The sequence below is a fragment of the Lactiplantibacillus daowaiensis genome (assembly GCF_005405085.1).
In the GTDB taxonomy this organism is placed as follows: Bacteria; Bacillota; Bacilli; order Lactobacillales; family Lactobacillaceae; genus Lactiplantibacillus; species Lactiplantibacillus daowaiensis.
On the sequence record NZ_BJDJ01000006.1, the window covers coordinates 69690 to 84203 of the forward strand.

The window sequence follows — 14514 nt, forward strand, 5'->3', positions numbered from 1 at the left end:
GCTGATGACTAAAAAGTTTGAAACATTTGGTGTGAGTTGCCCAGTGTGTGGACACCCATTGCTGCGACCAAAAGCGTTGAATCTTCAAACCGGTCAAAAGATGGCTGGTGCTTGTCCCGATTGCGGCTATATGGAAGATATTAAGCATCATACAATTCCGAATAATGAGCAGCTTTCATTATCGGCGTATAAAAATGATGCATTGAGCTATCTAACAAGTTACAGCTTGTTTAGTGATGGCAAAACTTTCAATCACCGCTTTGATAATTATATAACAAATAGTATGGCGCAGAAAAGGGTTCTGACACGCTGTGAAGGTTTAGCGAATGAAATTATCGGGGGTAACACCGAGCATATCCTATTGATGGGGATAACCGGTGTCGGCAAGACTCATTTAGCCGTTGGTATGATGTATTACATTTTTGAACAGACTGGCTATAAGCGACAAGTATTCACGGTCAATCATGGTATCAAGTCTAAACAAATGGTCAATTGGAAAATACTTTTTATTGATTGGCGTGAATTGGTTGAAAACAAGAAACGCTCGATTAGTGATAGTCAGTTAGCGAAGCAAGTCAACAAGACTATGGATGAATTAAAACGAGCCGATATCGTTATATTAGATGATTTTGGCAGCGAACGCTCCACAGACTATTCATTAGATTTAGCCGATACTTTTTGGCGGAACCGTGAAAATAAAACGGTGATTACGACGACCAATTTTACAGGCGATGATTTATATAAACGGTATGGGCCAAGAACGATTAGTCGCATGAAGCACCATGGTACTAAAAGCGGTGTCGCGTTTGGTGGCATCGATGATCAACGAAATTAAGGAGGAAGCACAATATGAAAACTAAATGGCCGCTCGTTATGGCTAAGGTTCAGTCAATCGAGTTGGAACACAGGAGCATGAATAATGCAACGAAGACGGAATTAGATGATTTACACCGATTAACGAAGACTTATTTACATGGTCCGGTGTATGAATTAACGAACTATGAGATTTATATTTTTGAACGTATCTTACGAGGACAAATCAGTAAGCGGTCGGCAAGTATCTTTATGGAGAAGTCGGTTAGGTGGATCAATCCACGGTTACGGGCATTTCAAAATGAAGATTATCAGTTAGTAACTGATTGTAAATTATTTAGCTAGGGGCGATGGAGAATTGACAGAATTAACAGATGCACAAATTAAGGTGGCTGCTCAAGTGGGTATCGATGCTTATCGGAGCAAAGTTAAAAAGTATCAGAAATCGGCCTATGAACGAAAGCTACGAAATACCAAATTGATTTTGGAAAACTATCGGTACTTGGAAGATCATGTTAATGTTGGCTTGCCAAAGCTAAATACTGATGATCAGGCGGCGACTGCTGCTATTCCAAAGTGGGAGCTGAGTGTTTATGCGCTAATTGGGTATCAGTCACGTTCTAAGCTCATGATTCGATACATTGACTTGGTACTCAAGCAGTATGAAGAAGATTGCATTAACAGCGCTGATGAGTTACGTAAGCGCCGCTATCGTGAGATTAAAGCATTATTTTTAAATAAAAAGACAATTAATCGTGATCGCTGTGCTGAGCTATTTGGTGTAGACCATCGAACGATAAACCGTGATATACAAGCAGTTACGCATGATTTATCGATTTTGCTTTGGGGAGCCGATGCGATTAACGATATGAGTATGATGTCTTGAATGTGCCCCAAAAGCGCCGGATAGGCCTGTTATATTAGTATTATGCGATATGTGGATGAGTTGAGGACGATAAATGCTTAATTGAATTTGCAGATTGTAACCCCTTGTGCTTGTAAAAGTATATGTGGATCGCCGTGGACTAATTGGTTAAGTCGTGATGAGATGTAGGTTCAAATCCTGCCGGTGATATTTATGGCACAGAATAAGCCATTGATATGTTAGTTAAATAGCATGACTCTAAACTTGCTCTCGCTTAATAGCGAGAGTTTTTGTATAGTTATATTAGATATAAATTTGGAGGCAGTAAAAATGGCAACGATTTATTTTGCAAAAATGAACATCAATGAACAAATATACGATATCTATAAGGATTCTACGTTATTACCTAAATTGCTTACAACCATCTATGCAAATTTAAGCCCAAACACTTCAATATATGATGAGTTCGGCGGCAGAATTAAACTGTTCGACTTAGATAAAAACGAAGATAATACTACGATTGTTGGTAACATGGGGTACATTAAAGAAGGGGAACATTCTTCGTATGATCCTACGAAAGATACGGCGATTGATGTTGAGGATCCAAACAAGTTAGAATACTTGATTTTTTATTTTGATGTTCATCAAGAGATGTTTGCTTTTACAACAAGCCCTAAAATGCGTCAGAAATCAGTTCTTACTAATATGGCTAGACTGATAAAGAAAACTACCGGTGTCGGCGTAGAATTTATGTTGGAACCTAACGTTGATGAGTTAGATTCTAGAATTCGAGAGTTTGCAGTATTAAAGAAGTTAAAGGTTAAATTGGTACCACCAAATGGAGACAAGACTGCTTTTGCGAATATATATTCGTTGGATGCTGAGAAAGTTCAAAACAGTCGTGCAACGAAAATTGAGATGAACTATTCGACTCAGCAGGGGGATGGGCTTGATGAGAGTAGTGATCTCGTAAAAGATAATATTAAGGGTGTGAAATTAGGGTACTCTGAAGCAACTTTTCAAGGAAAAGATGCACACGGAGAAGACCTGACACTTGAGACCAGTGAGGACACTCCGTACAAGAAAAAGGTTCGGTCTAACGACAACAAGAATAGAACTGTGGTTTCCGAAAAAGCGAGAGCGGGTATTTTTGATATAGCTAAATATCGAACTAAATTAAGATTGAGAGCTAATAATAATGGCGGAGAAAATACAACACATAAGTGATGTAAAAGAACATGATAGATACTGGGATTTTTTAACTTCAACAAAAATTTACGTTGAAGTTTTTTGGAGTAAAGAAGCTGCAATTAGCATAGTTATATCAGGTATATTTGCTGGAATGTTAATTGTTAGTAATTATCCGGCACATACAACAGAATTTACAAGTGTCGCTAAAAGTGTATTAGAGATGATTATAAGTAGCGAGGTGGGGATTCTTGGATTCTTGATTGGGGGACTTGCTTTAATAGTTGGTAGTATAGGCTTAAAAGTGATTAAAAAAATAGACAGCCTCGGTGGATTTACGTCATTATTGGAAATCTTTTTTAGGTTTTACTTTGAAGGATCATTGTTAGCCCTAGAAATTGTTATTTCTTTCTTTAATTACATTTTAATTAGTTCTCGATTGCCAATTAATTGGGTGTTAAGTGGGTTCATGACGTTGCTAGTTGGCTATCTCTTTATTTATACTTTAATAGCCGGAACAATGCTAATGGGTTCATGTATTAGGTTAATGATTTTAAATTATGAATTCTCAGATGTAGATGGTGACTCTCAATCTGCAAAAGACGCTGAAAAATAATTAGAAAAGTCGGCTGTGTTTTAAAGCCGATTTTTGGAGCAAATAGTGATGAAAGAGGTGCAGGTGATATGTAATGAGCAAGTACGAAAAATGGCTGAAACCGGATGGCCTTGTCCGAATTAGAGGTTGGGCGCGTGATGGCCTTACAGATAAGCAGATTGCTTATAACATGGGAATAAGCCGCTCAACATTGAATGTATGGCGTAAACAATTTCCCGACCTTTCGGACACCATAAGTAAAGGCAAAGAAGTTGTTGATCGTGAAGTCGAGAACGCCTTATTGAAACGAGCTATGGGCACCAAAACAACTGATAAAATGTATCGCATGGTACATAAAGACGCTGACGTTCTGGAGATGGAACGCCGGCGTTTTAGTAACCAGTGGAAACTTGACCATCCGAAAGCATCGTTAAAAGAAGTTAAAGACGCTGCAATTGCTGGTGTACCAGAATATAAACGAATTCAGCAGACCGAAAACGTGCATGAGTTACCACCAGATGTTAATGCAGCCGCCTTTTGGCTTAAAAATAGGCGACCAGATGTCTGGCGTAATAGTCTTCGTTCTGATACAGAGCTTAATGATGCTCAGAAACGTAAGCTGCAAGCTGAAGCTGATATTGCTGAGGAAAAAGCCAAGAGTGCTAAGAGTAGTGGTAGTGATGTGGCAGAACAATTCGATAAGATGTTCACCAGATTGAAGGAGCCAATTGATAAATGACAACTTACGCTGAACTTAAATATACTAAGAAACAGTTGACGGTATATGATCAATTTAACCGTGATGATTGGTCGCTCATGATTAACAGTGGTGCTGTTGGCTCAGGGAAAACGGTTATCGATAATGACTTATTCTTACGAGAGCTGTTACGCATCGGCAAGGTTGCACAATCGATGAATAAGAAAGCCCAATACATTTTAGCTGGATTCTCTAGTAAGACGATTGCCAATAACGTGCTACAAGAAATTATGCAGGCTTACCCGATGTTGAACATCAAGTTTGATGTGCATGGGGCTTTTGAGTTGTTCGGTGTGCGTGTTGTCCAAGCTTATACCGGAACGATTGCTGGGATGGCATCGATTCGTGGGATGAACGCTTGGGGTGCTTATATCAATGAAATGTCACTGGCTAATGAGCAATCATTTACTGAAATCCGTAATCGGGTTCGGGGATTTGAGGGTGCACGAATCATTGGTGATACCAACCCGGATGTGCCAACACATTGGTTGAAACGTAAGTATATCGATAAAGCCAGTGATAAGAGTAAAGGTATTCTTTATAACCACTTTACGATGGATGATAATACTTTTTTACCCAAGAAATATATTCATGATATGAAGGCTCAAATGAGTGGTATGTTCTATGACCGCTCTGTTTTAGGACTATGGGTAGCTGGCGAAGGCTTAGTATACAGTGACTTTGATAAACAGCAGAATATCATTAGTCAAGTTGAATACGAGCGACGAACTAATGATAAGACTTTAACCTACTATGCTGGTGTTGACTGGGGATTTGAACATAAAGGCGTGATCGTTGTCTTAGCCGATGACGATGATGGTAATACTTATTTGATTCAAGAAACTACCAAACAACATCAACAGATTGATTACTGGATCGATGTTGCCCGAGCGATGCAGGCTAAATATGGCTATAATATGCCATTTTATTGTGATTCAGCGCGGCCTGAGTATGTGACGCGATTCCAAAACGAGCATTTCAATGCGTTTAATGCGTATAAGACACGATTGACAGGTGTTGAAGAACTGGCAGGTCTGATTAAGCAGCATCGGTTCCTAGTGATTAAAGAAGCCTTAGATAAGTTTTTAGACGAACTATATCAATATACATGGGATGAACGAACTGGTGAGCCAATCAAGCTTAACGATGATGTGATGGATGCAACACGCTATGCTCGAGCGACAAGAACCTGGCAGTTAGCGCACAATAATCAGGTTGACTTAAACGAACAAACAAGAATTTTAGAGCAGAATAACTTAATTATGGGCGATGATTCAGTGCCGTGGATGTGAGGTGATTAGATGGCTGAAACTAACGACTTAGTGGCTCATTATCGGTCGATTAATCCAGAGCCTAACAGTATTGCAATGCTAAATGGCAAACGTTTTGGTGACCGATATCAATTTCAAGCAAATCAACAGTACCAAATTCCAGCAGACACTTGGCGAGCACTAAAGCCGATGTCTGCTGATTTTATTGAGATGGTTCAATGGTATGTAAACGATCATTATACGAATCAATTACCGCGTATTTTAGAGCTAGAACGCTATTATCAAGCTGACAATAACATTCATTATTGGCTATCAAATAAACGGCGTGGCAAGGCTGATAAGCGTATTACGTCCGGTTTGCCACGGTACATTACCAATATTCGAGTCGGCTACGAGTTTGGTAATCCATTGACGTTTGGCTATTCTAACAAGGCCGATGATTCAGATACTGGTGACAATATTTTAACGGCACTGGCTGACTTTAATCGTGCAAATGATGAACCGTATCATGAGAAAGTTATGGGTAAGAATCTATGTAACACTGGCAGAGCGTATGAATTAATCTATTGTGCTAAGGATGATAATGCCCCACAAATTACGCCGATTGATCCTAGTCAGGCGTTCGTTGTTTGGTCCACCGATGTCAAACCAATTGAATTATTTGCAGTCCGTTACTTTGCTGTAAACGTAATGAATCAGGTCAATTATCAAATTGAAGTCTATACAAAAGACTCTATTTACAGTTATCAAGCTGAGGGTAATCCGGCTGCTGATTGGAAATTACAACAGCAGGTCGAACACAGCTTTGGCGATGTGCCATTGATTGAGTATGTGCTGAACGATGAACGTGTGGGCGTATGGGAGCCAAAGCTAGATGAGATTGATGAATATGATCAGTCGCTATCAGAAATGGCTAACAGTCAGGCAGATTTTAGTAATGCAATGCTGATGATTAATGGTGAAGTGCAAAATAATACTGGCAAGCTAGAACAAATGATTGGTCCAGATGGTAAGCCGCTGTATATCGATAATTTAAAGGGTGGTTATACTAGTAATCCTAAAGATAGCAGTGGCAAGACTAATCAGGTTGTCATGGTACAAAAGGTCTTAGATACGCATGCTAACGTATTGTATTTACGGCCCTACGTTTATGATCAACCTAATGGTTCTAAGTTGGTCAGTCAAACGACAGCGCAGTATTTAACAAAACAGCTTAGTGCGCAAGACTGGTCAACCTACATCAATCAATTGTTAGCTGATATTCATAAGGATACCAATACGCCAGATACGACCGATGCAAACTTTGCGGCGAATGCATCTGGCGTTGCAATGTCTTATAAGTTGTGGGGTGTTGATCAAGAACGTGACATCATGCAGTCATTGTATCAACGTGGTTTGATGCAACGTTTGAAACTGATTTGTCAGCAATGGTCGTTTGTTGAAGGTGTTGACGTGCAGGCGGACCAGTACAGTAACGTAACCGTTTCGTTTACACCTAATTTACCAAAGAATGATAGTGAAATTATGCAGAACATCAGTGCTGTGAAGGGTACCGGCGCTGTTTCGGATGAAACGATTCAAGAGATGGCGGAACAAGTTACTGGTATTCCAGCTGATCAAGAGCAACAACGGATGGCTGATCAAAAAGATGCGAATATGCAACGTGGCCAACAAGCATTCGGCAACTTACCGGGTATGAGTAGCGATGATAGTGAGGTGACTGATGATGGCGACGACGAAGCAACAGGAACTGAAACGGATCAAGCAGCTAGTGAAACAGGATCAACAGGACGGTAATCAACTTGCTAAATTCTATCGTGATGCATTAGTTATGATTTCAGCTCACTTAACAACGTTTTATAACAATTATGCGACTGAAACCGGATTGACATTAACACAGGTTGACCAAGAGGTTAGTCAGTGGGATTTAGAACAGTTCAAGTTGGCTGTTGATGCGATGGTCAATGATTCTAATCCAGACGATGCACTCGCTAAGCATTTAAAACTCGCTTATGCCCAAGCAACTATATCTAAGCGAAATATGTTAGGCGCGATGGTTAGCATCGGCCTAGCAGTTGCCAGTGATCAAGCTGATCAGTTTGGCCAGCAAGCGATTGAAACTAGCTATCGTAAAACGTATCAAGCTAGAACTGCTAAACCAGTGACAGATATCAAAGCAACAATAAAGCCATTAAAAGAGTATAAGAGCCGTATTTGGTTACATAATGACCAGATGGCAGGACGCGTTCAACAGGTCCTTTATCACGGCTTACAACGAGGCTTAAGCAAACAAGATTGGCAACAGCTGACCAAGTTTAAGTCCCCTAGTCAACCGCGTGAAAATGACAATTTAGCCAGTGAAGCAAACAAAGTGATTACGCAGGCGCAGACACTACTAAAGTCAGTTAAGGCCGATAGTGATAATCAGGCCACTTTGCATAGTTACAGCGCTTTGGGTGGACATGCTGTAGAAATGGTATTGCAACCGGGACACTGTGGTCCGTGTGAAGAATTGGCTAATGAAGGGCCATGGCTCATTGACGATGCACCACATCTTCCAGAAGATACACATCCCGGATGTCGATGCTCGTTTGTGATGGTCGATAATAATGGTCACATGGTGCGTTCCTTATATGATGATTTAAGTCTTGCTTAGGCAAGGCTTTTATTTTGCCCTTTTATTGCAAGCGGGCGTTAAAGAACAAGCAATTTAGCTATCGCGCTTTACCCGATTTAGTCCGTGTGACTTAAAACAAAGGAGTCTTTAATGATGAAAATGAAGTTGCAATATTTTGCTGATCCTGAACCGGATTCAGCGAACTCACAATCGACTGTTGCATCGGCGGCTACTAGTTCAGCGACATCGGCTGGTTCTGCTAAGTACACGCAGGAAGATGTTAATCGAATGATGGCAGCTAAGGCTAGTGAAGTCGAAGCGTCTCTAAATGGTGACTTACAAAAGCAAAAGGATGATTGGTTAGCCGAAGGGGAAAAGCGGGCCGGTATGAGTGCACAGGAAAAGGCCGAAGCGGCTATCCAAGACCAACGCGATGCCCTTAAAGCACAATCAGATCAATTGCAAGCACGGTTAGATGCAGCTGACAAGCGTGATGCGTTAGCGACGACCAAAGAAGCCTTGACGGATAAAAATATTCCAGCAGGCTTTGCTGAATTTGTGAGTGACACTAATGATGATGTGCGCAATGCCAATCTAATGAAGTTTAGTGAACTATTTGCATCGGCAGTGGCTAAAGCAGTCGATGAACGGGTTAAAGGAAAGACCAATCCACAAACCGGTTCAGCAACAGTATCACAGAATATGACGCAAGCTGACTTTTCAAAGCTAAGTCTTTCAGAACAAATGGCATTGGCGACTAAAGACCCTGAAGGCTATAAACAATACTCAAAACAATAGGAGGTAGCAGCATATGGCTACTATTAGCGGAAATGTAACTGATTTATCAGCTAACTTTGTTCCCCAGGTTTGGCTCGACTGGGTCTATGACCAAGTTACCCAAACCAACAACTTTTTTAAATCTGGCATCATCGCGCAAGACCCAATCCTAGGTAATCAACTTTTACAACCGGGTTTATATGTTACTGTGCCACATATGAATGCCATCGATACTAAGTTAAAGACACAAGTATGGAATAACAAGAATGACATTGTGACTCATGGCATGACGTCAGGTACCGAAAATGATGTCAAAATCTATGAAGACCAATCATTTGGTAATTCAGATTATGATGACTTGGTAACTGGTGCGCGGACACTTGATCAAATCACAGCACAATTTGCGACTTATTGGGGTGCCATCGATGAACAACGTTTGATTCAAGTATTGAATGCAGCCTTCTTAAATACTGACATTGCAACGGCTAAGTCATTTAATGTTGGGAAAGAAAAAGAATTCGCTGCGACCGACTTTACTCGGGCGATGGCACGAATGGGCGATGTTAATTCTGGAAAGCCAACTCAAATGGCAGTTAACTCAGGGACCTATAACTACATGTTGGAAAAGGACTTAATCGTCACGATTCAACCAAGTGTAGGTGCGACCCCAATCGAAACGTACAACGGGATGACTATCGTTCAAGATGACCAAATCACGTTGGATGCTAAAGGGACGACAGCTGCCTATATCTTTGGTAGTGGTGCCGTGAACTACTCAACAGCCACACCACAAAATGGGGTAACGGTTGATCGTGACAACTTGCAACAAGGTGGTATTTCAGCAATTACGCATAAGCGTGTCGTTACCACCCATGTCGCTGGGACGGCTGCAGATATGGCTATTGAATCTGACCCGACTAAGTGGAAGGATGACCTTGAAACTGGGACCAAAGCGCTATTTAAGCCGGTTGATGATGTTCGTAACATCCATGTTATCAAGTATGGATTTACGATTGATCCTGACTATGTCATTAAAGGTGTTAACTCAGAAGTCGCACCCGATGCATCGACTGCAGCAGCTAGTTCATCAACGACTCCTAGCAAGTAGGTGATTGGCCATGTCAGTTAGTGTAAGTGATGTTAAAGGCAGTATCAGTATTTTTCAGAACTTTACTGATGATGAGATTAACCAACAGCTAACGCTAGCAAATCAGCAAGCATTAAATGACGGCCTGATCGATGATTTATTGATTGCTGGGACGATTCAGTATGCACGGCATTTGCTTTATGTGGATTGGGCGATGAGTTATGGCGGCGTACAGTCAGCATCGACATTAGGCAACAGTCAGACTAACTTCAATTTGCTGATGAGTAATGACCCGTACTTGCTTCAATATAATGCCACCGTAGCTAGTTTTGGTAATGGCAGCAATATGGGAGCCGTGTGGACTGAATGAGCGATGACTTCAATAACATGCCGGCGATTTATGACCGATTTAAGCAACTTGAAAAAGACCGATTGACTATTGGTGTGCCGTGGACGGATCAGCATTTAAATATGATTGCGCTAGTGCAAGAGTATGGCAAGACTATCCGGCCAGTTAATCGGCAATGGTTGGCTTTACCGACACCAGAAGCACATGGTAAGCATCCAAAAGATTTTCCTAATCTGTTTTTCGTTTATCAGACACCTGAGAAAGCGTACTTAGCGATGAAAGATCCGGGTAAGTCAGTAGGCATTAAAACGATGTTTGTCCTGCGTAAAAGTGTTGTGATTCCGCCAAGGCCGTTTATTCGGAATACGTTTGATCATAGCCTCGATGCATGGACTGATTATGCTGGTGACTTAGGTTTCAATTTAATGATGGGTGATTTATCGGTCGATGGTTTCTACACTAAGCTGGGCGACCGAATAGTAGATGATTTAAAGAAAGCAATTAAGGCATTTGATAATCCTAAGAACGCGGCGTTAACAGTTGCCAATAAAGGATTTGATGATCCATTAATTCAAAGTGGTAAGTTAAGAGATTCAATTATGTGGATTAAAGAAAGGAATTGATAGACATGGCTCTTCAATTAGTAATCGTAGACGGAACAGTAGCAACACCAACAGTAAATGACATTAAATTTTATGGGGATAACAAGGTTGTTAAGATCACTGGTCGTGAACCTGGCGATGTGATCAAGGATGGTGAGTACAAGGTGGCTTTCTATAATGCTAGCTCAAAAGTATTCATTGGTCATTTTGTTGCTGTTCCCGGTTTTACTGTTTCTGGTGAAGTTGATCCAATCAATGTAACAGCTACGGCCACTGATGATGGCGCGACTGTTAGCCAAGGTGATGGTACAACTACAGATACCGCAGACACTGCTAAATAGTGGCCTTTCCTAATTTTGGTCAGTTTAGATTCATGTATGATCAGCTAGCCCAACCATTAACGATTCGTGTTCCAACTGGCAATCAGACACGTGATGAACGCGGATTGCCGGCTCCTGAATATCAACCAGATAATCATGTTAACGAACCGTTAGTCAGCAATGCAGATCCTAATTTGACCTATCACAATGCGGGTGGTGGTCAGATTGCAGTTGGCAACATGTATTGGGAATCTCAAACTGCTGGACAGCCATTGGGAACATTGGTGATTACTCAGCAAGGGCAAAAGTACAAAGTGATCAGCCACGGACTAGATGTTGCTGCCGGCTTGACCTACTACCAGGTTCAGGGGGTGGGACAAGATGAGTAAGTGGGATAACAATCTTTATAATCATTTAGTTGAAGCATTAATTAATCAGATTCATCAAGAAGAGCCGGACTTAGTGGTGACTGCCCAAAACGTAGTTGCACCTAATCCGGCTTTTCCATACGTTGAATATGATATCTATGACGATGGTAGTGGCCAAACGTTTGAGAATATGAATGATGAACCGGTGTTGGTCGGCATTCAAATGAAGGCCGTTTCTAACATTGAGAATGAAGCCAAGGCAATAGCTCATTGGCTATCAAAACTGTTTCGTGAACAGCAACCGGCCGCTGAATTGGCTCAATTAGGCATCGGTGTTAAACGAGCATCACCATTACCACCTACAGTTGATTTTTTGACTAGCGATTACATTTTTACATCAGGAACTGACCTACAGATCGAAATACTGGATGGCTTTCAGGATAATACCCAGCCCGGTCAAATTCAGGCCGTTAAACCTACTATTCAAATAAACAAGGGGGATTTAAAGCATGGTGAAAGTTAAACAAATGACCGATGTGCATATCATCGTTTCAATTCATCAATTGACTAGCGGTGCAGTGACACCGTTAGTTGCCATTGCGACTAAGAATACAGACGCTACCACGAAGGCAACCGTCTATAACTCACTCTATGATTTAACCAATGATTATGGTGAAGATACTGGAGTATATGACCAGGCAGAAGCAATGTTTGAAGCAGATAATTTCAAAGGACCAGTCGAGGTTATCGCTTATCCAAACACTGACGCTGCTGATCCATCAAGCGTTAAAGCTAGTGGTACCGCTAACGGCGGTACGGTTACAGCGAATGCGACACCAGGGATTGTGACCGGTTTAACTGAACATCTATACGATGGTTTCATCTACTTGGTCTTAGATAACGCCTCAGAAGATCAAATTGAAGCAGTTTCTGACTTTCTTTACGACAATCAACGGATCATGCTGGTAACTCAACCAAGTAGTGTTGCCAATTTACAAAAGTTACAAACACACGTTATTGGTTATCAAAAAGCTAAGGACTCACTTTGCAATACGGCCGCTTTAGTTGTAACAACCGCTGGCAATTATCGAGCCGCACAAGCAGCAGCCTATGCAGCCGCCAACTTACCAGTTGATTGGCAACATATTGGTAATCAAACGACCTTTGCACCAGATACCGACTTAACGATGGCTGACTATGATGCAATTGCAGCTGCTGGTGGGACAACCGTAGTCAACAAGGCCGGCGATTACATGTTGTTAAACGGGAAAGCATTAACGACTAATTACATCGACCAATTTGTGCACACTCAATTAGTTGTGGATCGATTCCAAAATGCATTACAAAAATACTTGAATCGGCATAAGTTCGTGACTTACGACGATGCACACATCAAGGAAATGACGCAAACGTTACAAACCACTGGTGATGATTTGGCAGCTTTAGGTGTGTTGTTCCCATTATCTGATGGGAATAGCGTTGATGTCACTAGTGTTTCTCGTGCTAACACGCCGAATGCCGATGTTGCATCGCGTACCTACAATGGCTTTGGCGTTGTGGCCCAAATCGCTGATGACATCGATACGGTCAACATGAAGTTAGACATTACTTTATAGAAGGAGGATGAACTTAAATGCCACAAACATCAAATGGGGTTAGCTACGACTTAATTGAAGCACGTTGGATGCACACTTATATTGGATTTCATGGTCAATCTTATGAATTAGGTGGGTTTCAAGATGGTGAAAAGGTTTCTTCAAAGCAAAACACGGCCACCCATACGCAACAAAAGACCTTTGAAGGCAACAACATGATTTTCCAATCAAACGATAAAGGTGGGACCTTCACGTTAACGATGGTGCCGGGGTCACATACCAACAACCTATTACATTATCTGTATCAACAATCAATTAATGCAGATGCTGGTGTTGATCCAACTTTCTCAATTACTTGTGCTAATGATCAAACTGGCCAAGTTACTAAAGGTGAAGGTTGTGTTATTCAACAAGAACCTGACGATCAACAAAATAGTGGTGCTTATACCTTGGCCTGGACAGTTCTGGCCTCAGAATATACGACTACGCGTAACGCCCCAGACATCAATTTAGATTAGAACACGTTTAAGCCCGGCTGTAATGGTCGGGCCTTTTTATTAGGAGGAAAAATAATGAGTGAAACTAAGCAAAATGTTGATTATTTAGCAGCTTTGAAGGAAGCCCGGCATGATGAAACTATCAAGTTTGAAGACCAAGATGGCAAGGAAACTAGTCGAAAGGCTACTTATGAAGATCCCGGCATCGGTAAGGCTTCGCAAATTATGGATTTAATGAATACTGGTGATGATGAAGGCGACTTTGGAAAAATGTTCCAAGACCTTATGAGTCAAGTGGTAATTGAACCACGTTGGAACTACGAAGAACTTGAAAAGGCTTTACCAGAATCGATGCATAAGAAGCAAGTGGCGGTTAAAAATAAGGCTGGCAAAGATATTAAAATTGAAATGGTTTGGCCTAGCTATCGGACGGCGCTACAAGTCACGATGATGTTAGAACGACCATCGGGTGCATCAAACATTCACGATACATTGGCTAAGCTTAACCGAGAAGTTTTCCGTCACAACGGTCAGCCAGTACAAATGGAATACTGGGAAGTCGGGCACGATGGCTATGGACTAGGTATGAAGGCATTTAGCGAAGCAACCAAGTATCTACGTGATGTGTTGGATTACAACGGTGTGCTGGATACGTTAACTACTGGACTTCGATTTCTGTCAAATACGGTACGATTCCAATAATTCCAAGTTCTTCAAAAAAGGAAAACTAAACGCTGAGCTAGTTAAGCAAACGACTGATCACGACTATGGCTTTATAGAACCCGCAATCTGGGGACTATATTCGCAACAGGC

19 protein-coding genes are annotated in these 14514 nt (G+C 41.3%); all 19 read left to right on the forward strand.

Going from position 1 to position 14514, the window contains the following annotated elements:
- The first annotated feature begins 58 nt into the window (after positions 1-58).
- The 19 genes from FFM75_RS05410 to FFM75_RS05500 all read left to right on the forward strand — a co-directional run bounded on the left by FFM75_RS05410 (position 59) and on the right by FFM75_RS05500 (position 14403).
- Entirely contained in the window at positions 59-835 is a 777-nt protein-coding gene (locus FFM75_RS05410; RefSeq protein WP_223876617.1) for an ATP-binding protein, read from the forward strand.
- Positions 836-849: 14 nt separating this feature from the next.
- A complete protein-coding gene (locus tag FFM75_RS05415; RefSeq protein WP_137628172.1) occupies positions 850-1158 on the forward strand; it encodes a hypothetical protein in 309 nt (102 codons plus the stop codon).
- A gap of 13 nt (positions 1159-1171) precedes the next feature.
- A complete protein-coding gene (locus tag FFM75_RS05420) occupies positions 1172-1699 on the forward strand; it encodes a hypothetical protein (protein ID WP_137628173.1) in 528 nt (175 codons plus the stop codon).
- A 309-nt stretch (positions 1700-2008) separates the two neighbouring features.
- Positions 2009-2905, forward strand: coding sequence for a DUF4747 family protein (locus FFM75_RS05425; RefSeq protein WP_137628174.1), 897 nt, complete (start codon positions 2009-2011; stop codon positions 2903-2905).
- A complete protein-coding gene (locus tag FFM75_RS05430) occupies positions 2877-3482 on the forward strand; it encodes a hypothetical protein (RefSeq protein ID WP_137628175.1) in 606 nt (201 codons plus the stop codon). The genes FFM75_RS05425 and FFM75_RS05430 overlap by 29 nt, the downstream gene beginning before the upstream one ends.
- 73 nt (positions 3483-3555) lie before the next feature.
- A complete protein-coding gene (locus tag FFM75_RS05435; RefSeq protein ID WP_137628176.1) occupies positions 3556-4200 on the forward strand; it encodes a helix-turn-helix domain-containing protein in 645 nt (214 codons plus the stop codon).
- Positions 4197-5510 (forward strand): PBSX family phage terminase large subunit, encoded by a 1314-nt coding sequence (locus FFM75_RS05440; RefSeq protein ID WP_137628177.1) that lies wholly within the window; start codon positions 4197-4199, stop codon positions 5508-5510. The genes FFM75_RS05435 and FFM75_RS05440 overlap by 4 nt, the downstream gene beginning before the upstream one ends.
- Before the next feature lie 9 nt (positions 5511-5519).
- The gene (locus FFM75_RS05445; RefSeq protein WP_137628178.1) at positions 5520-7286 is read left to right on the forward strand and encodes a phage portal protein; all 1767 of its coding nucleotides are present in this window, start codon (positions 5520-5522) and stop codon (positions 7284-7286) included.
- A complete protein-coding gene (locus FFM75_RS05450; protein WP_137628179.1) occupies positions 7216-8145 on the forward strand; it encodes a hypothetical protein in 930 nt (309 codons plus the stop codon). The genes FFM75_RS05445 and FFM75_RS05450 overlap by 71 nt, the downstream gene beginning before the upstream one ends.
- A 111-nt stretch (positions 8146-8256) precedes the next feature.
- Positions 8257-8904 carry a DUF4355 domain-containing protein gene (locus FFM75_RS05455; RefSeq protein WP_223876618.1) on the forward strand — a complete coding sequence of 216 codons (648 nt, stop codon included), beginning with the start codon at positions 8257-8259 and terminating at the stop codon, positions 8902-8904.
- Positions 8905-8917: 13 nt separating this feature from the next.
- A complete protein-coding gene (locus FFM75_RS05460) occupies positions 8918-9991 on the forward strand; it encodes a phage capsid protein (protein ID WP_137628180.1) in 1074 nt (357 codons plus the stop codon).
- Positions 9992-10001: 10 nt separating this feature from the next.
- Positions 10002-10340, forward strand: coding sequence for a hypothetical protein (locus FFM75_RS05465; protein WP_137628181.1), 339 nt, complete (start codon positions 10002-10004; stop codon positions 10338-10340).
- Positions 10337-10942 (forward strand): hypothetical protein, encoded by a 606-nt coding sequence (locus tag FFM75_RS05470; protein WP_137628182.1) that lies wholly within the window; start codon positions 10337-10339, stop codon positions 10940-10942. Before FFM75_RS05465 ends, FFM75_RS05470 begins: the two co-directional genes overlap by 4 nt.
- Before the next feature lie 5 nt (positions 10943-10947).
- Positions 10948-11262, forward strand: a complete 315-nt coding sequence (locus tag FFM75_RS05475) for a hypothetical protein (RefSeq protein WP_137628183.1) — start codon at positions 10948-10950, stop codon at positions 11260-11262.
- 32 nt (positions 11263-11294) lie between these two features.
- Positions 11295-11630, forward strand: a complete 336-nt coding sequence (locus tag FFM75_RS05480; RefSeq protein WP_130847706.1) for a hypothetical protein — start codon at positions 11295-11297, stop codon at positions 11628-11630.
- Positions 11623-12132, forward strand: a complete 510-nt coding sequence (locus FFM75_RS05485; protein WP_137628184.1) for a phage neck terminator protein — start codon at positions 11623-11625, stop codon at positions 12130-12132. The genes FFM75_RS05480 and FFM75_RS05485 overlap by 8 nt, the downstream gene beginning before the upstream one ends.
- Positions 12119-13225, forward strand: a complete 1107-nt coding sequence (locus tag FFM75_RS05490; RefSeq protein WP_137628185.1) for a hypothetical protein — start codon at positions 12119-12121, stop codon at positions 13223-13225. Before FFM75_RS05485 ends, FFM75_RS05490 begins: the two co-directional genes overlap by 14 nt.
- Positions 13226-13242: 17 nt before the next feature.
- Complete coding sequence (locus FFM75_RS05495; protein ID WP_137628186.1) at positions 13243-13722, forward strand: tail tube family protein; 480 nt, start codon at positions 13243-13245, stop codon at positions 13720-13722.
- 54 nt (positions 13723-13776) lie between these two features.
- Entirely contained in the window at positions 13777-14403 is a 627-nt protein-coding gene (locus FFM75_RS05500; protein WP_137628187.1) for a hypothetical protein, read from the forward strand.
- Positions 14404-14514: the final 111 nt, after the last annotated feature.

What these genes read in the sequence shown, in the direction of transcription:
- FFM75_RS05415 (WP_137628172.1), top strand. Translation starts at nt 850, where the DNA reads ATGAAAACTAAATGGCCGCTCGTTATGGCTAAGGTTCAGTCAATCGAG.
- FFM75_RS05425 (WP_137628174.1), top strand. Translation starts at nt 2,009, where the DNA reads ATGGCAACGATTTATTTTGCAAAAATGAACATCAATGAACAAATATAC.
- FFM75_RS05430 (WP_137628175.1), top strand. Translation starts at nt 2,877, where the DNA reads ATGGCGGAGAAAATACAACACATAAGTGATGTAAAAGAACATGATAGA.
- FFM75_RS05435 (WP_137628176.1), top strand. Translation starts at nt 3,556, where the DNA reads ATGAGCAAGTACGAAAAATGGCTGAAACCGGATGGCCTTGTCCGAATT.
- FFM75_RS05440 (WP_137628177.1), top strand. Translation starts at nt 4,197, where the DNA reads ATGACAACTTACGCTGAACTTAAATATACTAAGAAACAGTTGACGGTA.
- FFM75_RS05445 (WP_137628178.1), top strand. Translation starts at nt 5,520, where the DNA reads ATGGCTGAAACTAACGACTTAGTGGCTCATTATCGGTCGATTAATCCA.
- FFM75_RS05450 (WP_137628179.1), top strand. Translation starts at nt 7,216, where the DNA reads ATGGCGACGACGAAGCAACAGGAACTGAAACGGATCAAGCAGCTAGTG.
- FFM75_RS05455 (WP_223876618.1), top strand. Translation starts at nt 8,257, where the DNA reads ATGATGAAAATGAAGTTGCAATATTTTGCTGATCCTGAACCGGATTCA.
- FFM75_RS05460 (WP_137628180.1), top strand. Translation starts at nt 8,918, where the DNA reads ATGGCTACTATTAGCGGAAATGTAACTGATTTATCAGCTAACTTTGTT.
- FFM75_RS05465 (WP_137628181.1), top strand. Translation starts at nt 10,002, where the DNA reads ATGTCAGTTAGTGTAAGTGATGTTAAAGGCAGTATCAGTATTTTTCAG.
- FFM75_RS05470 (WP_137628182.1), top strand. Translation starts at nt 10,337, where the DNA reads ATGAGCGATGACTTCAATAACATGCCGGCGATTTATGACCGATTTAAG.
- FFM75_RS05475 (WP_137628183.1), top strand. Translation starts at nt 10,948, where the DNA reads ATGGCTCTTCAATTAGTAATCGTAGACGGAACAGTAGCAACACCAACA.
- FFM75_RS05480 (WP_130847706.1), top strand. Translation starts at nt 11,295, where the DNA reads ATGTATGATCAGCTAGCCCAACCATTAACGATTCGTGTTCCAACTGGC.
- FFM75_RS05485 (WP_137628184.1), top strand. Translation starts at nt 11,623, where the DNA reads ATGAGTAAGTGGGATAACAATCTTTATAATCATTTAGTTGAAGCATTA.
- FFM75_RS05490 (WP_137628185.1), top strand. Translation starts at nt 12,119, where the DNA reads ATGGTGAAAGTTAAACAAATGACCGATGTGCATATCATCGTTTCAATT.
- FFM75_RS05495 (WP_137628186.1), top strand. Translation starts at nt 13,243, where the DNA reads ATGCCACAAACATCAAATGGGGTTAGCTACGACTTAATTGAAGCACGT.
- FFM75_RS05500 (WP_137628187.1), top strand. Translation starts at nt 13,777, where the DNA reads ATGAGTGAAACTAAGCAAAATGTTGATTATTTAGCAGCTTTGAAGGAA.